This is a genomic window from Gilliamella intestini (assembly GCF_900094935.1).
Taxonomy (GTDB): domain Bacteria; phylum Pseudomonadota; class Gammaproteobacteria; order Enterobacterales; family Orbaceae; genus Gilliamella; species Gilliamella intestini.
Window position 1 is genome coordinate 1 of record NZ_FMBA01000030.1, and the last position, 25959, is coordinate 25959.

Here is a 25959-nt window from a genome sequence, read left to right on the forward strand (position 1 = left end):
CACCAATTGTTGGTGCAGAAGTAATTACTGGCTCCTCTAGAATGAAAGCAGGTACAGCACAAAAATTAGTCCTCAACATGTTAACCACTGCCAGCATGATAAAAACTGGCAAAGTTTACAGTAATTTAATGGTTGACGTAGAAGCTACCAACGCCAAACTTGTTGAACGGCAAATATCCATTGTTATGCAGGCTACCGATTGCAGCCGAGAAAAAGCCATTGCCGCATTAACCGAAAGTAATAAGCATTGTAAAACTGCTATTTTGATGATTCTTTCAGGTTTAAATGCAGAGCAAGCCAGAAAAAAACTGGAAAAAGAACACGGTTTTATTTGTCAGGTGCTACACTCAGTCTAACCTTACTTTAATAAAAACTTAAACTAAGTTTAATTGATGCAGTAAAAAATCGTGTTATACCCTGTAAATAAATTTGTGTATTTACCTATTTTTGAACTGCTCTAATAAGTAAAAAATAGGTAGATACAAAATCTGCATCATCCATATGGTACGCAATAGTTTGAAATTTGTGAGTTGAAAAAACGACAAAGTGATAACAAAAGATTTGAATTACTATAAATAGTCCAAATAACTCCTACAGATAAAATTTAAGTTTTTTATAAAAATGTGATCAGCACATATTTCTCAGTTTATTTCGTGATCTAAAATAACTGGAATGGCAACACATTTTCAAACAAAAAAATTAGGAGGTCGTTATATGGTTGGAATCATCCTAGCAACTCATGGTGAGTTTGCAGAAGGTATTCTACAATCAGGATCGATGATATTTGGAGAGCAAGAAAATGTTAAAGCTGTTACCTTGCACCCAAGTGATAGTCCTGAAAGTTTAAAAGAACGAATGCTTGAAGCGATTGCAACATTTGCTAATCAAGAAGAAGTCCTGTTTTTAGTAGATTTATGGGGAGGAACACCATTTAATCAAGCTAACAATTTATGTGGTGAACATAGCAATTGGGCTATTGTTGCTGGTTTAAATTTACCAATGTTAATTGAAGCCTATTCATCTCGTTTTTCAATGGAAACGGCGAAAGAAATTGCTGCCGCAATTATTGAACCAGGCAAAGAAGGTGTTCGAACAACAGTCGAAATACCAACACAATCTTCTGCTTCTACTAAAAACGCAACTACTATCCCCGAAGGAACAGTAGTTGGAGATGGTACAATGAAAATCGTGTTAGCTCGTGTTGACTCACGCCTATTACATGGGCAAGTGGCGACAGCGTGGACAAAATCAACCAAACCTAACCGTATTATTGTTGTTTCGGATTCAGTTGCAAAAGATGAATTAAGAAAAAAACTCATCCAAGAGGCAGCACCTCCTGGCGTAAAAGCAAATGTTGTTCCAGTTAAAAAAATTATCGAAGTTTCACACGATCCTCGTTTTGGTAATACCAAAGCGCTACTTCTATTTGAAAATCCACAAGATGTGCTACGAACCATAGAGGGCGGTGTCGATATCAATGAACTTAATATTGGTTCAATGGCCCATTCCGTAGGAAAGGTTATGGTTAATAAAGTGCTGTCAATGAATGCTGATGATGTTGATACATTTGAAAAATTAAAAGCAAAAAATGTGAAATTTGATGTTCGCAAAGTACCTAATGATTCTAATAGCAATATGGACGAATTACTAAAAAAAGCCAAAGAAGAATTAGCTCAGCAAAATGATTAGTTTATTTAAGGGGATATATTATGACATTGTCGATTATTGCAATCATTTTAGTGATAGTTATTGCCTTTTTAGCAGGGATGGAAGGTATTTTAGATCAGTTTCAATTCCACCAACCTTTAGTGGCTTGTTCTTTAATTGGACTTGTAACAGGTAATTTAGAAGCTGGTGTTGTATTGGGCGGTTCGTTGCAAATGATTGCACTTGGTTGGGCTAATATTGGTGCAGCCGTTGCGCCCGATGCCGCACTAGCATCGGTTGCTTCGTCAATTATTTTAGTGCTAGGTGGACAAGGCGTTGCTGGCGTATCTACTGCTATTGCTGTTGCCATTCCACTTGCCGTAGCCGGTTTATTCCTAACCATTATCGTGCGAACTATTGCTGTTCCGTTAGTTCATATGATGGACGCTGCAGCTGAAAATGCCAATATTAGAAAAATTGAATTATTACAAATTTTTGGTATCTGCCTGCAAGGCTTGCGTATAGCTATTCCTGCAGCAGCTTTACTATTTATTCCTGCTGAAACGGTTAAAAGCGCTTTAGCTGCAATGCCTAAATGGTTAGAAGTAGGAATGTCTATTGGGGGAGGTATGGTGGTTGCTGTTGGTTATGCAATGGTAATTAATATGATGGCAAACCGTGAAGTATGGCCATTTTTTATTATTGGTTTTGTGATTGCGGCTATATCGCAATTGACATTAATTGCAATTGGTGCTTTAGGCGTCGCATTAGCACTAATTTACCTCAGTCTTTCGGAACGTGGCAATTCATCAAATGGTGGCAGTAAAGGGGATCCACTTGATGATATTTTAAATGATTACTAGGGACTTGGAGAAGAAAATGACTGATAGAATTCAATTAAGCAAAAAAGATCGTTTAGCTGTTGTTTGGCGTTCAACTTTCCTTCAAGGTTCTTGGAACTATGAACGTATGCAAAATGGTGGTTGGGTTTATTCAATGATTCCTGCGATTAAAAAATTATATACGACTAAAGAAGAGCGATCAGCTGCCCTTAAACGCCACTTAGAATTTTTTAATACACACCCTTATTTAGTATCACCAATACTTGGAGTAACTCTTGCATTTGAAGAAGAACGCGCAAATGGAGCGGCTATTGATGACGTTACCATTCAAGGGGTAAAAATTGGTATGATGGGGCCACTTGCAGGTGTGGGCGATCCCGTATTCTGGTTTACATTGAGAATGATGCTTGGAGGACTTGGCGCATCACTCGCGCTTAGCGGCAATATTATGGGACCAATTTTATTCTTTTTACTATGGAATATTATTCGTTGCTGTTTTATGTGGTATACCCAAGAATTTGGTTACCATACTGGCTCAAAAATTATTGATAATTTATCCGGTGGTTTACTACCCAAAATAACTAAAGGTGCCTCTATTTTGGGAATGTTGGTTGTAGCCGCTTTGGTACAAAGATGGGTATCAATAAAATTCCAACCTGTGGTTGCAAAAGTAAAATTAAATAACGGTGCATTCATTGACTGGAACTCATTACCTGCGGGAGTAGAAGGCATTCAAAAAGCATTGATGCAAATGCAAAATGGGTTATCACTTACCCACGAAAAGATTACTACCTTACAAAATAGCTTAGATAAATTAATACCTGGGCTAGTCCCTTTACTATTAACCTTTTTCTGTATGTGGTTACTTCGTAAAAAAGTATCACCAATTTTAATAATCCTTGGATTATTTATTGTTGGTATAGTTGGGCATGTAATCGGCCTTTTATAAACATATAGCTATGCCTATATATATTTGGAAAGTATGATATTTTAACATAGCACCAACTTTCTATTTAATATTACATTAACCTTTTCATCACACTATGTGATGAAAAGGTGTCATTATCATTCGAACTTTGCATGGATATAGGGTAGATGGTTCAATCATTAAATACTAAAATTGATTTAACAGTGAAAGCAACCGCATTTACAGGCTTATCTGAATACGGTAATATAATAATTGGTGACAAAGCCTTCGAGTTTTATCATCAACACGATCCTCGCAAATATATCCAAATACCATGGAATGAAGTTAATTATGTGACTGCTTCTGTATTGTTAGGTGGTAGATGGATCCCTCGTTATTCAATAAAAACAAAAAAAAACGGCATATACACCTTTGCATCTAAAGACCCCAAAAAGGTATTAAAAGCCATTCGAGTTTATGTTGACGGGCAAAAAATGGTTCGCTCACTGGGCTTTTTTGATGTTTTAAAGCGGGCTTTTTTTCGAAAAAATAAAAAGAAATAGCATCATCATTACGATAACCCTCCATAAATAAAATGGACTATTTTTAGTGCTTTTTGTGGCACTAAAATTAAATAAACTATAACGGTATTACTTTTTTTATTCTTTTTTGTAAGTTAGTTTAAACAAACAACATAGAATCACATCAACAACAATCAGCCATTGCACTTTTTACTAGAAAGAGTATAATTCTGGAGCTTTGATTTTGTCCATGTTGGGCAGAAAAAAGATTATTTTTTAATTTAAGAGGATGTTATGGTAACTATTCGTTTAGCTCGTGGTGGCTCTAAAAAGCGCCCTTTTTATCAAGTAGTTGTCACTGATAGCCGTAACCCACGTGATGGTCGTTTTATTGAGCGCGTTGGCTTTTTTAATCCAATTGCACAAGGTAAAGCAGAAGAATTACGTTTAGATCTTGATCGCGTAAATCATTGGGTTGGTTTAGGTGCAACTGTTTCTGATCGTGTTAATGCACTAATTAAACAAGCACGAAAAGCTGCTTAATTTAGTAATTGATAATCACTGTAATGATGAATACTGAGAATCTTATTGTTGTTGGTAAACTTGGTTCAAGCTACGGCATTCGCGGATGGCTCAGAATTTTTTCGTTTACAGAATCTCCAGATAGCATTTTTGATTACACTCCTTGGTATATCCAGCTTGCTGGGCAATGGCAAGAGGTAATTGTAGAGAGCTTTAAACCACATAATCATGATATGATTGTGAAACTTAAAGGCATTGATGATCGCAATCAAGCTATTGCATTAACCAATATTGAAGTGTTTGTTGATGCAGAAAAATTACCAGCACTTAGCAATGGTGATTTTTATTGGAAGGATCTCATTGGCTGCCGAGTTAAAACAGTTAATAACTATGATTTAGGACTGGTAACTGATTTGATGGAAACCGGATCTAACGATGTATTAGTGGTTAAAGCAAATCTAAAAGATGCATTTGGCGCAACAGAACGTTTAATCCCTTTTGTTGATAATCAATTTATAAAACAAGTTGATTTAACAACAAAAACGATTGTGGTCGATTGGGATCCTGCTTTTTAATTGGTAAGGTAAAACTATGTGGATTGGCGTAATTAGCCTTTTTCCCGAAATGTTTCAAGCCATTACCTGTTATGGCGTAACTGGTCGAGCAGTTAAAAACGGGCTGTTAACAGTAGAATATTGGAACCCTCGCAATTTTGCGCATGATAAGCATAAGACTGTCGATGATAGGCCTTATGGTGGTGGTCCCGGCATGTTAATGATGGTACAACCACTTAAAGATGCAATTCATGCGGCAAAAACAGTGGCAGGTAACAATACAAAAGTAATCTATCTTTCCCCACAAGGGCGCAAATTAGACCAACAAGGTGTTTGCGAATTGTCACAAAATCAAAAATTAATTTTGATTTGTGGACGATACGAAGGTATAGATGAACGCGTTATTCAAACCGAAATTGACGAAGAATGGTCAATTGGGGATTATGTGTTAAGTGGTGGTGAGTTGCCGGCGATGACCATGATTGATGCATTAGCAAGGTTTATTCCTGGCGTGCTAAATCACCAATCATCGGCAAAAGAAGACTCTTTTGCTAACGGTTTACTTGACTGTCCACACTATACTCGGCCTGAGGTGTTAGACGGAATGGCGGTACCTGACGTATTAATGTCTGGTCACCATGAAGCGATTCGTCGCTGGCGATTAAAACAATCACTAGGACGAACTTGGTTAAGAAGAGAAGATCTTCTTGCAAATCTAGCTCTGACTGATGAAGAGCAATGTTTACTCGCTGAATTCCAACAAGAATACAGTGACAAACTAAGCAATTAATATTTCAGTATAACTAGTAAGAGATAATATTATGAAAAATGCAATTATTCAGCAATTAGAACAAGAACAAATGAAAAAAGACATCCCGTCTTTTCGCCCTGGTGACACGGTTGAAGTAAAAGTATGGGTTGTTGAAGGTAACAAAAAACGTCTTCAAGCTTATGAAGGTGTTGTTATTGGCATTCGTAATCGTGGTTTGCACTCTGCATTTACAGTACGTAAGATTTCGAATGGTGAAGGTGTTGAACGAGTATTCCAAACTCACTCACCAATTGTTGATTCAATTACTGTGAAACGTCGTGGTCAAGTACGTCAAGCTAAACTTTACTACTTACGCGAACTTCGTGGTAAAGCAGCTCGTATCAAAGAGCGCCTTAATTAGTTTTTATTGTTTATCAATAAAAGTATCAGATTTAAGATGGTCACCTTCGTGGTGACCGTTTTTATATATAACAAATAAATTCAACTCAACAATTATTGTTGTGTAAATTTTTTAAAATAATCAATATAAAAGGTGGGCTATGATTGACTATATTTTTGCAATTTTATCAACAACGGTAAAATTATTTGCATTAATGACACCACCTGCTGTCTTAAGCGCATTTTTAAGTGGTACAAAACAATATGATGAAGAACTTAAACGTAAAACTGCACTCAAAACGTCTTGTGCGGTTTTCATCATTGGCATTGTACTATTCTTTTTTGGCAATACTATGTTTAGTGTTTTTGGTTTTACGCTTGATGCATTTCGAATTGGTTCGGGGGCATTACTGTTTATTACGGCCGTTTCACTCATGAATGATTCGCCTGAAAAAAACAAAATTAACAGTGATGAAGATATCAGTGTAGTACCCCTTGCAATTCCACTTTGTATGGGACCCGCTTCCATTGGTACTATCATTGTTATGGGAACAAGCTCCGTAGGCTTTGCAGCCAATATGATTGGCGCTGTTTCTTTATTCATTGCATCTTCAGGGATTTATGCAATGCTATTATGTGCAAAAAGTATTGCTAAAGTATTAAAAAACACAGGTATTGCTATCTTATCAAAACTAACTGGGTTACTAATATCGGCTATTGCTGCGCAAGTCGTTTTTACGGGTGTATCAGCTTTTCTAAAATGACTAGTATCAGAAAATTATACCAAGCCAATGCACTTAACTTACTGTCTAAAAAGAAAGATAAATCAAATAGTAAAAGCATTAATAATCTGATTTAAAAAATTAAATGTAATCACCTAAACTGATTTATTAGGTGATTACAAATAAATTAATAGGTCAATAAAATTAATCTAACGTATTTATTATTAAAGAATTTCGTTTCTTATAGAAAAAGTAAGAAACCAAAATAATTATTACTAAAACAACTTCTGATAATAAAATAAAATGCCCTGAATCTCCAAACCAAACACCAATAATAATCACAATATTAACAATAATAGAAATCCCTGCCAGCCAAGGAAATAATGGCGATTTAAACTTTATCATCTCTTTGGGATATTTACCGTTATTTACTCTCTTACGGAACTGATATTGACACCAAGCAATAATAATCCATGCAAAACATCCCACTTGCCCTGTTCCCGCTACTAAATAAATATACAATTTTTCAGCAGCAATATATTTCGAAAACAAAGAAACTAATGCAATAATAGCAATAAATAATATACCCTTTGTTGGAACCCCTCGTCGATTTACTTCTGAGAAATATTTTGGAGCCAAATTATCTTGAGCCATAGACCATAACATTCTTGAGCTTGCATAAATAGCTGAATTAGCTGCAGATATAGCCGCACAAAAAATCACAAAAAGCATCATATACGAAGCAAATGTAATTCCAGCCCGATTAAATACCCACACAAATGGACTGATTTCATTATGTTCTGTTCCATATGGATACACCAAAGCCAAAACAACAATAGCCAAGACATAAAATAAAATAATACGAAAAGCAACACCTGTAATAATTTTAGGTAACACAGACTGTGGAGATTGTGACTCACCAGCTGCACTACCAATTAATTCGACGCCCTGAAAGGAATAGGTCACGATAGTCATACAAACCAATATGGCTAAAAAACCATTAGGAAACCACCCTTTTTCGGTTTTAAATGTTGGTAAGATATGCGTTTGGGTATATTGGTGATTAAGTAAATAAATCCCCACCCCAATAAATGCAATAATCGCAAGAACCTTAATAGTTGAAAACCAATACTCACTTTCTCCAAATGCACGAACAGAGGTTAAATGCACTGAAGTAAGAACAATTAGAATTAATAGACTAAAAAGATAAATAGGAATCGAAGGGAAGGTTTGGTGGGCAATCATTGAAGCAGCAGTCAAATCAGCCGCCATAGATAGCACCCAACTTAACCAATACAACCAACCGATGGTATAACTCCAAATCGGATTGGGTATAAACATCAACGCATAGTGTTGAAATGAACCTGCATGAGGGAATGCACAAGAAAGTTCACCTAAACATAACATGGTTGAAAGCATTATGCTTCCTGCCATTAAATAAGCAATAATGGTTCCTAATGGACCAACTGTACTAAGTGGGGATGCAATACCGATAAATAACCCAGTGCCAATCGAACCACCTAAAGAAATCATCAAAAGATGACGATTTTTTAGGTTTTTCTTTAAACTACTGGGATAAGGGTTTTCTTGTGATTCTGATGTTGCCATATAAACCGCCTAATAATCAATAAAAACTGCTGGTTTCCCAGCAGCTAACACAATTAATAAATAAACCGTTTTTCTACACCATTAGTTTGACAAGCCATTAGTAAAGCAGTGTAATCAAGCTCAAAACCAATCATATCACCAACATTTAATGTTTCAGAAACATCTTCAATATCAACAATAGTATGATCACTTGTTTGCCCTAAAACAGTAATCTTATCATTGATAGGCACGCAGCTTTCTGCTGGTACATCTTGACGTCCAAAGGCAAGAAGTGCTCGTTTGCGTGTACCGCTATCAACAAAGGTTTTACTGTTTAAAAATGCATCCACACCTAACTCACCAACAGGAACCGTTGGCTTGCTATTGAGCTCAATAACTTGCGCGTATAATTTATACAAATCACTGCACGCTTTATCAACAGGCTTGCTTGAATGATGAAATTCATCCAGATATTTCATATCTACATACTCAATACCAAACTCATGCAATCCACCTATTCTTAAGTGATTCAACCCTTCAGGCCAAATACCTTTATCTAATAGGTGGTAGCTTGTACAATTACCTGCTGATAAATATTTAATTTTAATATTACAAGACTCTTCTACTTTACTCGCAATATGTAAAAAGTCCACTCCATTTTTTACTGTTGGTAAAACGGTACCATAGCAGTTGAAATTGGTGCCAAGCCCATAGAGCTCAACACCCGGTAAAGAAAGAATTAATTTGACCATATCAATAATATCATCAATATGTTCAAACCAAATACCTTCTCGTAAATCTCCCATATCTACCATCAACAAAACTTGATGAACTTTTTGTTGCTTAACCGCTTCATCAGAAAGTGCTTGAATAATTTGCCTTTCGCTATTTAGGCTAATATCAGCATATTTAACCACATCAGTAATTTCACTTAAACAAGGACTGCGTAATAAGCATGTTTTACAATTTAAAGCCTCTTTCAATTTTTTTAAATTGTAAGTTCTTGACTCGGCAATCACATCGATACCACCATCAAGTACAGCCTTGGCGGTTTCTACACAGCCATCAAAAACTTTATTGACAGCCATTACTTCAATGCCATGTTTAGCTAACAATTCTTTTTCAACACGAGCATTATTTCTTAATTTGCGTAAATCAATTTCTAATATAGGTTTGTACATACACTTACTCCTCTATATATTGTTACTATTGCAAACGGTTACGCTTTTGTGCTCGATAGTAGATCCACTCAGCTAAACCAATAGCAAGCACAGCACCACCTACTATTTTGGCGATATACTCAACATATCCCCCCATATCAATTTGCGCAGGTGGAATAAAGACCAAAATTACAGCAAATAGCGTTGATAAAAATCCTAATGCAGGTAAAACAATCGGCATAACCTTACCTGGAATTTTAAAGCTACGCGGTACATCAGGTTGAGTAAAGCGTAAACGATAATACGCAATAAACATCACTAAATATGGAATAAAGTAACAAATTGTCGTTAACGCTGTTAACATCCAATACGCTGCAGCAATACTTGGTGACACAAATGTTGAAAAACAAAGCACAGTGACAATAATTGCTTGAATAATTAAAGCAAAAGCAGGTGTTTTATACACAGGATGTAAACGACCAATACGTTCACCAAGCAAATTATCTTCTTTTGATGCTTCTTGTAACATATAAATAGGGCCTACTAACCATGAGTTAATTTGTCCTAAAGCCCCAAAGAATAAACAAATTGCCATTACTGGTAATAACCAAGGCATATGTAATTCTTTAGCTGCGGCTTCCATTGCTTGCATAACACCCGCTACGATATCAGTATCGGCTGCTGGTAATAAAGTATTAATAGCCCATGAACCGACCATATAAATACCAACAATTACAATTGCTGAAACTAACATTGCTTTTGGAAAATCACGTTGAGGATCGCGCGTACGTCCTGCAATCATTGGCGCAACTTCAAGGCCAGCAAATGCAAACATCATACTAGACAAAAATACGATAGTATCCCAACTACTTAAATCAGGAAACCAATCACTGGCATGGCTATAACTCGTTGCCATTGGATGCCCTGTTAATAACCATACAACAGCTAATAGCACAATAATAGCGGCTGGAATAAATACGCCAAGCCATGCACTCACACTATTAATAATCTTAGTCCATTGCATCCCTTTAATATTCATCAGTGTTAAAATCCAGAATACCACCATAGAGCCAACACCAATAAATATTTGATTTTGAGCTAACTCAGCACTAAACATATACCCTATGGCAGTAAAACCAAATTGCAACATTAACGGGAAGAAAAGAACGCAAGAAAACAAAAAGCAAACAACAACAATCCAACCAATACGTTTACCAAATGCTTCTTTTACCCATACAAAAATACCACCATCTTTTGGCCAACCGGTTGAAAGCTCACCGCAAACCATAGCTAATGGGAAAAAAAGACAAAATGCAGCAAGTAACCAAAGTACCATTGCTGACGCCCCATAAGGAGCAACATTCGGAATTTGACGCAAACTGAGTATTGCAATAACATTCATAAACACAATGTCTTTAATGCCAAGTAGGCTTGAATCTTTAGAATCACTCATAATAACCTCACTTTATAATATCTGGAGCATAAAATGCCCCAGATATTGATGATTAATATATGTCGTACCCAACCATATCTTCGTAAGTGTCCTCACGACGAATCAATCTATCCTTACCTTCTTTATCTATCATTACAACAGAAGTACGAGGACGATTGTTATAAACAGTTTGGCTTTCGATGGTATAAGCACCAGCATCAAGGAAAGCAACAATATCACCGATTTGAGTGTCTTTTGGCATTAGGAATTCTTCACCTTTAACACCGACATGGAAATAGTCACCACCATCACATAAAGGACCTGCTAATTTGATGTACTCATCATGTGTTTCATTGATTTTTGAAGCATTATAAACATAGAAGAACCAATCAAAATGTTGACTATCAGATAAAACACTATAACCAGCATCAACAAATTTCCACTCAACATGCTCTTCAATATTGCCGTCTAAATCATAATTGGTTTTACGTTTTTCACAGGCAACTTCAGTTACAAGCACACCTGCTGAACCTGTTACTTTACGGCCTGGCTCAATACAGATTTCAACATCAGTACGCCATTTGTGTACTTCACTAATAACAGCATCAGCAAAATCTTGTGCAGTAATACCTGCATACATATTATCTTCTAATGGATTACCATTTTCTTCATCATATTTATAAGGAACAGGGATCCCCCCACCTACGTTGATTAAATCAAATTTAATACCAAGCACTTCTTCTAAGCGACGTGATTCATCAACTAAAACTTTCGTTGCTTTAGCAAAAGGCTCTGATTCTGGGACCTGATCACCAACGTGCATATGTAAACCGCGTAAATGAACATATGGCATTTCTAAAATACGACGACATGTTTCTTCTGCTTGTTCTAAATCGATACCTGATTTAGCATGATAAGCCGTTACTAATTCTGCATGAGTTGCTGACGGAACATTTGGCTCAACACGCACACAAACATTTGCTACTTTTTTCAAACGTCTTGAAATTTCATCAATAATATCAAGTTCATATAAGCTATCCACATTGATAATATAAAGATCATTTTGGATAGCAAACTCTAAATCCACTGGTTTTTTAACAACACCATTAAACACAATTTGGCTGCCAGGGAAACCAATATCTAAACATTTACGCACTTCAAACATTGAGTTCGCTTCAGCATAAATTCCTGCATCTTTAATCGCTTTAAGCACACCCATTACAGAACAGGTTTTTGATGCATAGAAGATTTTTGTATTTGGATGCGCTTTAAATGCCTCTTTAATTTCTTGCACATTACGATCAATTTCTTTTTCAGAAAACACATAAAAAGGCGTTGGATATTTTTTGGCTAACTCTTCTAAATTAACACCATCAAAACAAAGTTTGCCACTTTCAGCGCTAAAACGACGATCTTTAGTTACAAGATCAGTGCGTAATTTGTTATAATTTGACATAATTTTGTCGGACATATAGCCTCCAGTTAATGATTACATAAAAAATAAGTAAAATGGCTTCTCACTTGTTGTGCAATCAGCATGCCAACTTTAAAAACAAAAATAATCAATACATTAACAAATAAAGCGCAAGTAAAAATTTAGTCATTTAGTATAAAATCCGTTTTTATGACAAAAATTTGTCATTTTTATATAATAATTAACAGGCGTTTAAATTAAACGAAGCTAAATGTAGCAAACCACCTTAGTTCAAAAGGCACGAATATCATGACAATCGACCCTGAATTATTACAATCATTGGAAATATTTAAACATTTTTTTGATTTAATCCATCAACCAATGGCGATTATTGATAAAGAAGGTAAATATGTTTATTACAATCAGGAAAGTGCTGAACTTGATGGTTATCCTATAGAACAAGCTATAGGAAAGCCAATGCTTAAAGTTTATCCCAAGATGCGAAAAGAAGACAGCACGATGTTGCAAGCCCTACAACATGGGAAAGAATATCAAAATAATTACCAAAGCTATTATAACCATGTAGGTAAACTTGTTGATTACATGCATACAACCGTACCACTTTATAATAAAAATCAAAAAATTATCGGCGCAATAGAAATAGGACGAAATTTATCTACTGTTAGGCACTTACAAGATCAGGTTTTTAAACTAAATAGCAAGTTATACCACAATAAAGAACAACCATTACCCAAAATTGTTTTTGTTTCCTCAAAAATACAACAAGTTATAGATCAAACCAACATGTTGGGGGCAAATGATGTTCCCGTATTAATTGTTGGTGAAACAGGCACGGGCAAAGAGTTATTTGCGCGATTAATACACCAAACAAGCCAACGCCGACATAAACCCTTCATATCCCTTAATTGTAGTGCATTACCAACAACACTAATTGAAAGCACATTATTTGGTACAATAAAAGGGGCATTTACGGGGGCTGAAACTCGGCAAGGATATTTAGAGCTTGCTAATGGCGGCACACTGTTTCTTGATGAATTAAATGCCATGCCTTTAGATATGCAAAGCAAATTATTACGATTTTTACAAGAAAAAACCTATTGGCCACTCGGTGGCAATAAAGAAATGTATTCTGATGTTCGTATTGTTGCAGCGATGAACGAATCACCAACAGAATTATTAAAAACAGGTAAATTAAGAAACGATCTATTTTATCGATTAAACGTAGGTTTAATAAAGCTCCCAGCTTTACGAGACAGAACAGAAGATATTCCGGTGTTAGCACGCTATTTTATTGATAAACATAAAAACGACGTCAATGTTGTAATTAGCGGTATCAGCGAACATGCACTACAACAATTAATATCAGCTCCTTGGCCCGGTAATGTCCGTATGCTTGAAAATACAATTGTCAGAAGTATGGTATTACAAAACGAACCGGGTGAATTACAGAATATTGTCCTTGATGAAGATCTATTCGATCTTAATAGTTCATCTTCTCAAAACGATGATATTAATAAACCAGAAAATTTACCTATCAACACATCTACTGATGGAAACAACTTAATTGAACAAGTTGAAAACTATGAACGACAACTCATCATTAACGCATTAAATCAAGCCAACGGCAAAATTATAACGGCGGCAAAACTATTAAACATTTCACGCACAACGTTACAATACAAAGTAAAAAAATACCATATTCAAATGGGCGTAATTAATTAAACGATCTAGCACAAGCAAATGCACTACTCCATGCCCATTGAAAATTATAGCCACCTAACCAGCCTGACACATCGACAACCTCACCAATAAAATAGAGGTTGGGGTGTGTTTTAACTGCCATAGTTTTGGAAGACAACGCATCAGTACTTATACCACCAAGAGTCACCTCCGCAGTACGATAACCCTCAGTCCCATTTGGAGTAATATGCCAATGTGTTAAAGCATTATACAAGTCTTGCTGTTGTTTGGGATTAATTTGCTTAACTATTATATCGTTTATCAAATTGAGTTGTATTAACACCTCAACAAGCCTTTTAGGTAAAACCTGTGCTAAACAATTTTTTATAGTTTGATTACGATTCTGCTCTAATAATGGTTTAAACGATGATTCGAATGTGAAATCAGGTAATAAATTAATAGTAATTGACTCTCCAGCCTGCCAATAGCTTGATATTTGCAAAATAGCTGGTCCTGAAATTCCTCGATGAGTAAATAATAGATTCTCCTTAAAACTAACTCTTTCATTAGAAACTTCAACAGCAACAGCAATACCAGACAAGGTTGATAATATATCAAGTAAAGGTTTATGTAACGTGAACGGTACTAATCCTGCTTTGACTGGTATCACTGGAATAGCCAATTTTTCAGCAATTTTATAGCCAATTGAAGTCATGCCAAGGGCAGGCATCGATAAGCCTCCCGTAGCAATAATAAGATTATCACTATCAATAATGCCTCGAGAAGTATGTAATTTAAATCCTATTTTATCACTGCTAATATCTTCAACCTGAGTCTGCATCATAAAATGAACATGCCCTTTTTGACACTCGTTTAATAGCATATCAACAATATCTTGCGCTGAATTATCACAAAATAATTGCCCATGATCTTTTTCATGGTAAGCAATACCATACTGATTTACTAATTGGATAAAGTCCCACTGAGTGAATTGTTTCAAAGCTGATTTACAAAAATGAGGATTGCAAGAAATATAATTACTAGGTTCAACCATTAAATTAGTAAAATTACATTTACCACCACCAGACATTAGAATTTTGCGTCCTAACTTTTTACCATTATCAATCACAGTAACATCATACCCTTTTTGCCCCAGTAAACCTGCACAAAAAAGCCCAGCTGCGCCAGCACCCACAATCGTAATTTTAGTTTGCATTATTAATAGATCAAAAACAAAAGATAACAAATTATAACAGTATACAATTATCACTCATAGTTATTGAATCAAATAACTTATTTTATACTCAAACACCTAGTTACCTGAAACTTTTTAACAAGAAAGAAAAAGAACTTATATCCCATTTTCTAAAGCCAAATTTAAAAGCAACACCTTAACTTATAAAAAACAAAATAAATCATAAAGGTAAATACTACTATTAGCTTTATTAATAACGTTTATATAACTTATTAAAAGATCGACTTATAAATAATATTTATTAAGCCAGCATTCTTTTTATTTTTCATCCAATTATAAAGGTATGATTATGCAATTTTTATAAAAGGAGGGTAAATATATCAAAATAATCTTTATTACTTATTTAAACTTAATTAGTAGTAAAAAGCTTGTATTATTAAAATAATTAACTAATTGATTTTAATAATATATTGATAAACCAGCGACAACTATCACCGATTTATCATTTTTAATATCTTTATAGTACTATTCTATCTTCTTATCCGCTCTTTTTTATTCGCATTTTATTAAAAAATAGATAAGCAGATATAGCAACAACAAAATTTCCTAGTGCAGCAAATATTGTTACAACATTAAGAGCAAAATAGTTAAATAAAATAAATCCTGTCAAAATTGCACCAATTGCCGCACCAAAAGTATTAATCGCATAAAGATGTCCAGTGGTTTGACCAATATTTTTCCAAAACTGTGCTATATAAGTAATTAAAATTGGAAGTGTTGCTCCCATCAAAAGGGCTGGAATAAGCACCAATAAGAAATTAACAATTGCAACAACAATTAAATTGTAAACAATAAAGATATCACCGACAAATAAAATAAGTTGATAACTAATTATTCCAAATAAACCAATTCCAAATTCACTAAAACAAAAAAACTGTAGTGCTTTATTTGGGTATTTATCAACAATTTTTCCTCCTCCAAGAGCGCCTAAACCAAGTCCTAACATAAATGCCGATACAATGATTGCCACAGAATCAACATCAGAACCAAAAGCAGAATAAAGAGCTCGTTGCCAAGCAACTTGATAAGTTAAACCACTCATTCCAGAAATAAAAAATAGCGTGCTTAATAGTAGTGATTGTTTCTTACTTAACATAAAAGCGTCCTTAATTATTTGCCCCAAAACCATATTTATATTCAGTTATCATATTACTATCGGTAATAATTTCCGTATCTCGTCCTAAGTTATAAAGCTTTTCAACTTCATCTAGACTTAACAGTTTGGTTGCTAATGTTTTTTGGTAAGCACCGTTTTTAACTTGTTTAGACGCTTCATTAAACAATGGTTTGCCATCTAAAACCAACTTATCAAGACGATTTTTAGCAACATTGTCATCGATGTTAATCTCTGAATCCGAGGCATAAATAAAGCCCATTGTACCCCAATAAGCATATTTAAATACCGATTGTGCCGTTTTTAATGTATCTAGCGAACGAGTACTATTAAATGCCAAAATACCATTAGGATTTAATGAATTATGTAATATATTCATCATTTCTTGCGATAATAGATTGGTTATTCCTGAACGCCAATGGTAAGTAGTATTCATAACAATTAAATCATACTTTTTATCACTATTTCGTTTAAGCCAACGTCGACCGTCATCAATATAGATATTAATTCTATGATCATCTAGTATTGGAGAAACAACTGGGTATTGTTTAATAATATCCAAGTAACCTTTATTAATTTCAATGGCGTCAATCGTTTCTAACGTAGGAAAACTCGATAAAGCACGCGTCCAAGCCCCACCACTAACACCAATAACCAGCACTTTTTTAGGATTTGGATGAATTGCCGCTAATAGATAAAGCCGGTTTAAGTCATTTATATCATTATCTGGATCTATATTTAAAATACCATCATACATTCGATTTCCTAATACAATATTTTTCCGCCCATCCTTATTGTCATTGGCGATATGAATTACACCATAGCGATTTTCAATATAAGAATTGATAGATATGTCTTGTCCGAATCTATCTCTGAAAATATAATCAGAGTGTTTATCTACAAAATAAAAGCAACTAATACCAAGTATAGCAAAGGCAGAAACAGAAATTGCCGATTTTTTAATTATCATCAAGCCACCTAATAAGATACAAACAATACCTATTAAAATAAACATTGATGAAATAGAAATATAATCAAGGAGAACTCCGCCAATTAATAAACTACCAAGCGTTGAGCCAATAATATTAAAAAAATAGACTTTAGAAACTGAAGCACCTACTTTTCCATTGGCTATATTCGTCCCTAAATGGTGCACAATTGGAAATAATATTGCCTTTAAAGCTGCAACGACAAATATTAAAATACAACATGTACATACACATTCAAATAAACTATTTGGTTGATTTAGGCTTTGAATAATAAATGGAATCAATATATCAATAAAACCAGCAAAAATTAAAACCATTCCTCCTGCCAATAGTAGGTTCGAATAGCGTGTACAAATTGTTTTACCTCGATTTGCACCAAAAGCAATACCTAATAGAAAAAAGAACAGTACAAGTGCAAAAGCATAGGGAGCACCACCTAACATAAAGCTAACGATTCTAAACCATAGCATTTCTTGACCTAAGCTCATCAATCCAACTAAAAGCGAAATGCACCAAGCAAAATATTTCATAGTGTTTTCCTCTATCCTAAATAACTATTATAGTAAACATATAATTAATTGCTAATGTTTTATACAATTATTCATTTTACATCAAATAAAATTAGCTTCATTAATAACGCTATATTTGGAAGATTAACTTATAAGTAATATTTATTTGACCAAAAACTAATTTTTGATTAACTTCACACGCAATATGGAATTAAAGCCTATTCCTTCTTAAATTATAAAACGATGAATTAGAGGCAATGATATGTTATATAACCAGCATCATGAAAAAGATAACTGTGGATTTGGTTTAATTGCTCACATTGAAGGGCAACCAAGTCATAAAGTGGTGCGTACTGCAATTCACGGACTTGCCAGAATGCAACACCGTGGTGCCATTTTATCAGACGGTAAAACTGGCGATGGCTGTGGACTTTTATTACAAAAACCCGATCGATTTTTTAGATTAGTGGCACAAGATGCGGGCTGGCGTTTAGCAAGTAATTATGCCGTTGGTATGTTGTTTTTGAGCCAAGATGAAAAAGAAGCTCAAATTAGCCGTGATATTGTCGAAGAAGAATTAGCCAATGAAACCTTATCCATTCTAGGTTGGCGTGAAGTACCAATTGATAAAAGTGTGCTTGGTGAAATTGCCCTATCATCATTGCCTAAAATTGAACAAGTCTTTGTTAATGCACCCGCCGGATGGACAAAAATTGATCTAGAACGCCGCCTATACATGGTGCGCCGTCGAATTGAAAAACGAGTACAAGACGATACATTTTACGTTTGTAGCTTCTCAAATCAGGTCAATATCTATAAAGGCTTATGTATGCCTAAAGATTTACCTCGATTCTATCTAGATTTGGCTGACATCCGAATGGAAACAGCAATTTGTTTATTTCATCAACGTTTTTCAACCAATACTGTTCCTCGTTGGCCATTAGCGCAACCTTTTCGGCATTTAGCTCATAATGGTGAAATCAACACTATTGAAGGTAATAGACAATGGGCACAAGCACGTTCCTATAAATTTAAAACACCACTCATTCCAGACTTACAAGATGCAGCACCTTTTGTTAATGTCACGGGCTCTGATTCAAGTTCATTAGATAACATGCTTGAACTATTTCTTGTTGGAGGAATGGATATTGTACGAGCTATGCGCTTATTGGTTCCACCTGCATGGCAAAATAATCCTGACATGAACGAAGATCTGCGTGCTTTTTTCGACTTCAACTCAATGCATATGGAACCTTGGGATGGTCCTGCCGGTATTGTAATGTCTGACGGTCGTTATGCCGCATGTAACTTAGACCGTAACGGATTACGTCCTGCACGTTATGTAATAACGACAGACAAACTCATTACCTGTGCATCCGAAATCGGTATTTGGGATTATCAACCTGACGAAGTCGTCACTAAAGGACGCGTTGGTCCAGGTGAATTGTTAGTTATAGACACTGAAGAAGGTCGCATTTTACAATCGTCTGAAACAGACAACGATTTACAAAAACGTCATCCATATAAAGAATGGATGGAAAAAAATGTTAAAAGACTGATCCCTTTTGAAAACCTACCTGATGATAACATTGGCTATCGAGATTATGACGATATCTTGCTAACAACTTATCAAAAACAATTTGGTTATAGTGCTGAAGAGCTCGACCAATGTATTCGAGTGCTAGGTGAAAACGGTCAAGAAGCCACCGGCTCAATGGGCGATGACACACCATTTGCGGTACTATCAACAAGACCTCGCTCAATTTATGATTATTTCCGTCAAAAATTTGCTCAGGTAACAAATCCGCCTATCGATCCACTACGCGAAGCACACGTTATGTCACTTTCAACCAGTATTGGTCGTGAAATGAACGTGTTTGCCGAAGCAGAAGGTCAAGCGCATCGTGTTGCGTTTAAATCCCCGGTTTTGGTCTATTCAGATTTTAAACAATTAACAGCATTAGAATCACGTTATTACAAATCAGAAGCTTTAGATATCACTTATGAAATCGATGGTAGCCTACGCGATGCCATTGAACAATTATGTGGTGATGCTGAAGCAAAAGTTCGCAATGGTACGGTATTATTGATTTTATCAGATAAAAATATAGCACCTGATCGCTTACCAATTCCTGCGCCTATGGCAGTTGGAGCTGTTCAGCAACGCTTAGTTGAAAAAAACTTACGTTGCGATGCTAATATCATTGTCGAAACCGCAAGCTGCCGTGATCCACATCAATTTGCGGTACTTCTTGGTTTTGGTGCAACCGCAATTTACCCTTATTTAGCCTACGAAATTTTAGGTCAAATGGTCGATAATAGCACAATAAAAAAATCTTACCGTGAAGCCATTCTTAATTATCGTAATGGGATTAACAAAGGCTTATATAAAATTATGTCAAAAATGGGCATTTCAACTGTCGCCTCTTACCGCTGTTCAAAACTATTTGAAGCAGTTGGATTAAATAAAGAGGTCGTTGAACTTTGTTTCCAAGGGGTTACTAACCGTATTAATGGTGCCAATTTTGATGATTTTGCACAAGACCAATTTAACTTATCAAAAAGTGCATGGCTGAAAAGAAAACCATTAGAACAAGGCGGGTTACTTAAATATGTTCATGGTGGTGAATATCATGCTTATAATCCTGATGTAGTACAGTCACTACAAAAAGCGGTCAATAATGGCAATTATGAAGATTACAAACGCTATGCCGATATCGTCAACAACCGCCCTATTGCCACCTTGCGTGATTTATTAAAACTCAATCCACCTGAAAACGCAGCTATTCCACTTGATCAAGTCGAACCAGAAGAATCACTATTCAAACGCTTTGACTCGGCAGCTATGTCAATTGGTGCGCTAAGCCCTGAAGCTCATGAATCCCTTGCCGAAGCAATGAACACGCTCGGTGGTTTTTCAAATTCAGGCGAAGGTGGTGAAGATCCAGCTCGCTACAACACCATAAAAGTATCACGCATAAAACAAGTTGCATCAGGTCGTTTTGGTGTAACACCAAGTTACTTAATGAGTGCAGATGTTATTCAAATCAAAGTAGCACAAGGAGCAAAACCGGGGGAAGGTGGCCAGTTACCTGGCGACAAAGTCACACCATATATTGCTAAATTGCGTTTTTCTGTACCGGGTGTCACACTTATTTCACCACCACCTCATCACGACATTTACTCGATTGAAGATTTGGCACAATTAATATTTGACCTAAAACAAATTAACCCTAATGCCATGATTTCGGTTAAATTAGTATCAGAGCCAGGCGTTGGCACAATCGCAACTGGAGTTGCTAAAGCCTATGCCGACTTAATTACCATTTCAGGCTATGATGGTGGAACAGGCGCCAGCCCATTAACTTCAGTCAAATATGCTGGTTCTCCTTGGGAATTAGGACTGGTTGAAACTCAGCAATCATTAGTCGCCAATGGGTTACGTCACAAAATACGTTTACAAGTAGACGGTGGTTTAAAAACGGGCACTGATATTGTCAAAGCTGCTATTTTAGGTGCTGAGAGTTTTGGATTTGGAACAGGACCAATGGTTGCCTTAGGTTGTAAATATCTGCGTATTTGCCACCTTAATAACTGTGCAACGGGTGTTGCAACGCAAGACGAAAAACTGCGTAGCGAGCATTATCATGGTCTGCCAGAAAAAGCGATAAACTATTTCCGCTTTATTGCGTGTAATACGCGAGAAATCATGGCTGAGCTAGGTGTCAGCCGTATTGTCGATTTGATAGGACGCACTGATCTGTTATTAGAACTTGATGGCATCACAGCAAAACAACAAAAACTTAACCTATCAGGACTGCTCGAAACAGCAAAACCTATTGATGGCAAACCAGTTTATTGTATTGAAGACAATAAACCATTTGATAAAGGTGTGCTAAATAAAGAGATCATCACACAAGCACAACAATTTGTCGATAATCGCCAAAGCCAAAGCCTCTATTTTGATATACAAAATACCGATCGTTCTGTAGGTACTAGTTTATCTGGCTATATTGCCAAAAAATATGGTGACCAAGGTCTTGTTGCTGATCCTATTTCGCTTAACTTTAACGGCACTGCGGGTCAAAGTTTTGGTGTTTGGAACGCAGGAGGTGTAGACTTAACACTCACAGGAGATGCCAATGATTATGTTGGTAAAGGCATGGCTGGTGGTCGTATTGTGATTCGACCACCGCAAGGCTCAGCATTTTTGAGCCATGAAGCAACCATTGCTGGTAATACCTGCTTATATGGTGCAACTGGAGGAAAACTCTTTGCCGCTGGACGTGCTGGAGAACGATTTGCGGTACGTAATTCTGGTGCAATTAGTGTTGTTGAAGGCATTGGTGACAATGGTTGTGAATATATGACAGGCGGTATTGTTTGCGTACTAGGCAAAACAGGAGTTAACTTTGGTGCCGGTATGACAGGTGGTTTTGCTTATATTTTAGATGAAGATAGTGATTTCCATAAACGCATTAATAAAGAATTAGTGGAACTATTAAATGTTGCTGATTACTCAATTCACGAAGAACATTTACGTGGTTTAATAATGGAGCACGCTCAACTTACCCATTCATCACGCGCCGAAGAAATTTTGGCTAATTGGGATGATTATTCAAAACAATTTGTATTAGTCAAACCAAAATCAAGTGATGTAACAGCGCTACTTGGGCATCGCAGTCGTTCATCAGCAGAACTACGTATTCAAGCACAGTAAGGAGAACACGAAAATGAGTCAAAATGTTTATCAATTTATCGATTTACAACGTGTTGATCCGCCTAAAAAATCGTTAAACATTCGCAAAATTGAATTTGTTGAAATTTATGAAGGATTTTCTGCTCCACAATCACAAGCGCAGGCTGATCGTTGCCTTGCTTGTGGCAACCCATATTGTGAATGGAAATGTCCTGTTCATAACTATATTCCCAATTGGTTAAAACTGGTTAATGAAGGCAAAATATTAGAAGCGGTTGAACTCTCACATCAAACCAACAGCCTACCTGAAGTTTGCGGTCGAGTTTGCCCTCAAGATCGCCTTTGCGAAGGTTCTTGTACTTTAAATGCTGAATTTGGCGCAGTTACCATAGGTAATATAGAGCGTTATATTACTGATGAAGCATTTAGAATGGGTTGGAAACCTAATTTATCAAACGTTGAAAAAACAGGATTGAAAGTTGCGGTTATTGGTGCTGGCCCTGCTGGCCTTGCTTGTGCTGATGTCTTAGTCCGCAATGGCGTAACGCCAGTTGTGTTTGACCGTCATCCTGAAATTGGCGGACTACTCACCTTTGGCATCCCAGCGTTTAAACTTGATAAAGAAGTATTAATCAACCGAAGACATATTTTTACTGAAATGGGCATAGAATTCAGACTAAATACCGAAGTAGGCAAAACCGTACAATTAGCTGACTTAATCAATGAATTTGATGCTGTATTTGTTGGTACAGGCACCTATCAATCAATGCGAGCAGGGCTTGAAAACGAAAACGCCAACGGCGTTTATGATGCCTTACCATTTTTAATTGCCAACACTAAACACATAATGAAACATGCGCAAACCCAAGATACCCCGTACATTGACATGAAAAACAAACGTGTTGTGGTATTAGGCGGTGGTGATACCGCAATGGACTGTGTACGAACATCTATCCGTCAAGGTGCAACTGAAGTTACTTGTGCTTATCGCCGAGACGAAGCCAACATGCCGGGCTCAAAGCGCGAAGTGAAAAACGCAAAAGAAGAAGGCGCACAGTTCCAATTTAACGTACAACCTCTCAGCATTGAAATTAATAGTACAGGACAAGTAACAGGCATAAAAATGGTAAGGACAGAACTCGGCGAGCCAGATGCAAAAGGACGACGCTCGCCAGTAATTATCGAAGGTTCTGAATTTATTCTTCCTGCCGATGCAGTAATCATGGCTTTTGGATTCAAACCACATGCCATGCCTTGGCTTGCTCAGCATGGTGTCGAATTTGACCCACAGGGCAAAATCATCGCACCCGAAGCTAACAGCTACCAAACTACTAATCCAAAAATCTTTGCCGGTGGCGATGCTGTTCGTGGCTCTGATCTAGTTGTTACCGCCATTAGCGAAGGTCGCAAAGCGGCTGAAGGTATCTTAGATTACTTAGAAGTGTAATAATAAGATTAGATTAAACATAAACTCCATTCAACATTGAATGAAGTTTATGTTTTTCAAAATATTTTTATCTATAAGAAATGATAAAGTTCATCTAACACAATTCGAGTAAAAATAGAGCAACTTGAGTAGTTTTGATTAGCAATATTGAGTCAATTTAATCTTCTACTTAATAAAAGGCATTAAAACTCAAAATGCTATAAGCTTACCCTAATTAATTTTTTACCAACAAATAGCATTTAATTTTATATTATAAATAAACAATCTTTGAACCTTCTTCAGGGTGTTGGATCGCCTCTGCAAACCCTTCTAAGAAAAATGCAAGATGATCTGCTTCATCCCCTAAAAGGCGTCCTTTTACTTTATTCCATGTTAATAGCACAATAGCCGCTTGAGGTTCACAGCAAATTAACATCGGTTGTTCAAGTTCTTCATTCCAATAAAATTCACCACCATATAATTTTTGGGCAGTCAGTAATAAGTAGCAACCATATTCTTGAGCTATCATATTGAGCTGTTCTTCAGAGATACTAAAGTTTTTCTCAGCTAACTCACCAATAATGATTTCAACAACAGAAATACTTTTTTCCGAGTAATCGAGCTGGTTAATGCTCCATGTTGGACTATGCAATATGGCATTTTGCGCCCATGCTTCTATCTCTTGATATAATTCATTTTTTTGTTCAGTCATTTTTATTCCTTTCGTTATTGAATTTAATTTGTTCTAATTTCTTAACACTTTGCCATGCGTCTTCCATTTGTTCAAGCGTTGCATCAATTAAAGACAAATTTTTTTGTTTGAGTATTGACTCTACTTGCTGAAATCGTCGAATAAATTTTTTATTGAGAACAAGGGGGAGATTTTGATATGCAAGACAAAATCATCGCCCCTGAAACCAACGACTACAAAACAACGACTAATGCTAAAATTTTTGCTAGAGACGATCTGTAAGGGGCTCTGATGTAGTGGTAACGGTAATTAACCAGGGGCGCAAAGCAGCTGAAAGTATTTTGAATTGGAGGTTTAACAACTATTTTAGTTTAAATTAAATGTAGGAAAACGCCGAATAGTTTACACTTCATGGTTAAAATAATCCTCTAAAAACTCGTAAGGCGTTTTTCCTGAAATCGATTTATGTGGTTTAACTGTATTATAATAGTCAATAATTGCTTAATATTTTGTTTTCTCTCTTGTTAATCGCTAAATAATGTCTGATTATGCCACACCTCAATCCAAAGTTCGTATCACGCTTTCGGCTTTCCCATTGGTTTGTGGCTGGTAAATTTTTGATTGATACGCTGGTTATCACACTGTTTACCTAAACAAACAAAAGCCTTTTTTTGTTAAAAAGTTTCAGGAACGTATCGTGTTTAAGTAAAAAAATCCTATTTAATTGATGCGATATGAATAAATGTATATGGTTGCATAAGGACATTAAGCTAACACCTCACAGTCAACATTGTGCCGAGCTAGTTTAGTTTAAAAGTTAATGCATAAGAAAACATCAAGGTGTTTACCTAAAACAGATTTAACTTGTTGTGATATTATATGTATCTATTTGCACAATAAATAAAAAAGTGTAAAAATATCACATTTTAATAAAACCGACATTATATCAATTATTAATTGCCTCAGGCATGAACGATATCCGTTAGAATAGTGCATTATATAAAAAATATGATGCTAACAAATATAATCTAGTAGATGTCAAAAAACATTAATAATTAGGGCGTGTTGATCTTTCGTGATTATTTTTTAGACGGCATGATGTGAGTTATAATAATTC

The 25959-nt window shown here is 35.9% G+C and carries 19 protein-coding genes and 4 pseudogenes; 15 read left to right on the top strand and 8 right to left on the bottom strand.

The features are described 5' to 3' along the window. The 11 genes and pseudogenes from murQ to GA0061080_RS08440 all read left to right on the top strand — a co-directional run. Window positions 1-356 (top strand): annotated as a pseudogene (gene murQ / locus GA0061080_RS08395) (N-acetylmuramic acid 6-phosphate etherase); the annotation flags it as partial. Window positions 357-714: 358 nt separating this feature from the next. Beyond that, a pseudogene (locus GA0061080_RS13310) lies at window positions 715-1096 on the top strand (PTS sugar transporter subunit IIA); the annotation flags it as partial. A 59-nt stretch (window positions 1097-1155) separates the two neighbouring features. After that, window positions 1156-1689 (top strand): annotated as a pseudogene (locus tag GA0061080_RS13315) (PTS sugar transporter subunit IIB); the annotation flags it as partial. Between the two features lie 26 nt (window positions 1690-1715). Beyond that, complete coding sequence (locus GA0061080_RS08405; protein ID WP_091124082.1) at window positions 1716-2510, top strand: PTS mannose/fructose/sorbose transporter subunit IIC; 795 nt, start codon at window positions 1716-1718, stop codon at window positions 2508-2510. A 16-nt stretch (window positions 2511-2526) separates the two neighbouring features. Then, window positions 2527-3438 (top strand): PTS system mannose/fructose/sorbose family transporter subunit IID, encoded by a 912-nt coding sequence (locus GA0061080_RS08410; RefSeq protein ID WP_091124034.1) that lies wholly within the window; start codon window positions 2527-2529, stop codon window positions 3436-3438. Between the two features lie 146 nt (window positions 3439-3584). Beyond that, window positions 3585-3959, top strand: a complete 375-nt coding sequence (locus tag GA0061080_RS08415) for a DUF956 family protein (protein WP_091124038.1) — start codon at window positions 3585-3587, stop codon at window positions 3957-3959. A gap of 252 nt (window positions 3960-4211) precedes the next feature. Beyond that, window positions 4212-4460 (top strand): 30S ribosomal protein S16, encoded by a 249-nt coding sequence (rpsP, locus tag GA0061080_RS08420; protein ID WP_039126678.1) that lies wholly within the window; start codon window positions 4212-4214, stop codon window positions 4458-4460. A gap of 23 nt (window positions 4461-4483) precedes the next feature. Then, the gene (rimM, locus tag GA0061080_RS08425) at window positions 4484-5014 is read left to right on the top strand and encodes a ribosome maturation factor RimM (RefSeq protein ID WP_091124042.1); all 531 of its coding nucleotides are present in this window, start codon (window positions 4484-4486) and stop codon (window positions 5012-5014) included. A 16-nt stretch (window positions 5015-5030) separates the two neighbouring features. After that, entirely contained in the window at window positions 5031-5783 is a 753-nt protein-coding gene (trmD, locus tag GA0061080_RS08430; RefSeq protein ID WP_091124045.1) for a tRNA (guanosine(37)-N1)-methyltransferase TrmD, read from the top strand. 31 nt (window positions 5784-5814) lie between these two features. Continuing rightward, the gene (gene rplS, locus GA0061080_RS08435; RefSeq protein ID WP_034913735.1) at window positions 5815-6165 is read left to right on the top strand and encodes a 50S ribosomal protein L19; all 351 of its coding nucleotides are present in this window, start codon (window positions 5815-5817) and stop codon (window positions 6163-6165) included. A 139-nt stretch (window positions 6166-6304) separates the two neighbouring features. Further along, the gene (locus GA0061080_RS08440) at window positions 6305-6907 is read left to right on the top strand and encodes a MarC family protein (RefSeq protein ID WP_091124048.1); all 603 of its coding nucleotides are present in this window, start codon (window positions 6305-6307) and stop codon (window positions 6905-6907) included. Window positions 6908-7069: 162 nt separating this feature from the next. On the opposite strand, the gene GA0061080_RS08445 is transcribed toward GA0061080_RS08440, so the two are convergent. The 4 genes from GA0061080_RS08445 to dokD are packed head-to-tail and all read right to left on the bottom strand — an operon-like array spanning window position 7070 to window position 12515. Next, window positions 7070-8473: an amino acid permease gene (locus tag GA0061080_RS08445; protein ID WP_091124052.1), complete on the bottom strand. Its 1404-nt coding sequence runs from the start codon at window positions 8471-8473 to the stop codon at window positions 7070-7072. A gap of 53 nt (window positions 8474-8526) precedes the next feature. Beyond that, window positions 8527-9633 (bottom strand): alanine/ornithine racemase family PLP-dependent enzyme, encoded by a 1107-nt coding sequence (locus GA0061080_RS08450; RefSeq protein WP_091124054.1) that lies wholly within the window; start codon window positions 9631-9633, stop codon window positions 8527-8529. A 25-nt stretch (window positions 9634-9658) separates the two neighbouring features. Continuing rightward, window positions 9659-11065: an APC family permease gene (locus tag GA0061080_RS08455; protein ID WP_091124058.1), complete on the bottom strand. Its 1407-nt coding sequence runs from the start codon at window positions 11063-11065 to the stop codon at window positions 9659-9661. A gap of 52 nt (window positions 11066-11117) precedes the next feature. Next, entirely contained in the window at window positions 11118-12515 is a 1398-nt protein-coding gene (dokD, locus tag GA0061080_RS08460) for an ornithine/lysine decarboxylase DokD (RefSeq protein ID WP_091124061.1), read from the bottom strand. 249 nt (window positions 12516-12764) lie between these two features. Here dokD and GA0061080_RS08465 point away from each other — a divergent pair, with 249 nt between their 5' ends. Next, window positions 12765-14201 carry a sigma-54 interaction domain-containing protein gene (locus GA0061080_RS08465; RefSeq protein WP_091124064.1) on the top strand — a complete coding sequence of 479 codons (1437 nt, stop codon included), beginning with the start codon at window positions 12765-12767 and terminating at the stop codon, window positions 14199-14201. Here the strand turns inward: GA0061080_RS08465 and GA0061080_RS08470 are convergent. From GA0061080_RS08470 to GA0061080_RS08480, 3 genes are all read right to left on the bottom strand, one after another. Continuing rightward, complete coding sequence (locus GA0061080_RS08470) at window positions 14194-15375, bottom strand: BaiN/RdsA family NAD(P)/FAD-dependent oxidoreductase (protein ID WP_065561488.1); 1182 nt, start codon at window positions 15373-15375, stop codon at window positions 14194-14196. The two genes, GA0061080_RS08465 and GA0061080_RS08470, sit on opposite strands and share 8 nt — an antisense overlap. Before the next feature lie 517 nt (window positions 15376-15892). Beyond that, window positions 15893-16510, bottom strand: coding sequence for an MFS transporter (locus tag GA0061080_RS08475; protein WP_034915183.1), 618 nt, complete (start codon window positions 16508-16510; stop codon window positions 15893-15895). A 10-nt stretch (window positions 16511-16520) separates the two neighbouring features. After that, on the bottom strand, window positions 16521-18047 hold the full coding sequence (locus GA0061080_RS08480) for a spermine/spermidine synthase domain-containing protein (RefSeq protein ID WP_091124068.1): 1527 nt from the start codon (window positions 18045-18047) through the stop codon (window positions 16521-16523). A gap of 241 nt (window positions 18048-18288) precedes the next feature. Here GA0061080_RS08480 and gltB point away from each other — a divergent pair, with 241 nt between their 5' ends. Together gltB and GA0061080_RS08490 are read left to right on the top strand one after the other, a co-directional pair. Next, window positions 18289-22746, top strand: a complete 4458-nt coding sequence (gltB, locus tag GA0061080_RS08485) for a glutamate synthase large subunit (RefSeq protein ID WP_091124072.1) — start codon at window positions 18289-18291, stop codon at window positions 22744-22746. A 13-nt stretch (window positions 22747-22759) separates the two neighbouring features. After that, entirely contained in the window at window positions 22760-24172 is a 1413-nt protein-coding gene (locus GA0061080_RS08490) for an FAD-dependent oxidoreductase (protein ID WP_091124075.1), read from the top strand. Between the two features lie 250 nt (window positions 24173-24422). Here GA0061080_RS08490 and GA0061080_RS08495 read toward each other — a convergent pair whose 3' ends face one another. Beyond that, window positions 24423-24863 carry a phage holin family protein gene (locus tag GA0061080_RS08495; protein ID WP_091124078.1) on the bottom strand — a complete coding sequence of 147 codons (441 nt, stop codon included), beginning with the start codon at window positions 24861-24863 and terminating at the stop codon, window positions 24423-24425. A gap of 222 nt (window positions 24864-25085) precedes the next feature. On the opposite strand from GA0061080_RS08495, the pseudogene GA0061080_RS13320 reads away from it, so the two are divergent. Beyond that, window positions 25086-25222: pseudogene (locus GA0061080_RS13320) on the top strand (hypothetical protein); the annotation flags it as partial. Between the last annotated feature and the right edge of the window lie 737 nt (window positions 25223-25959).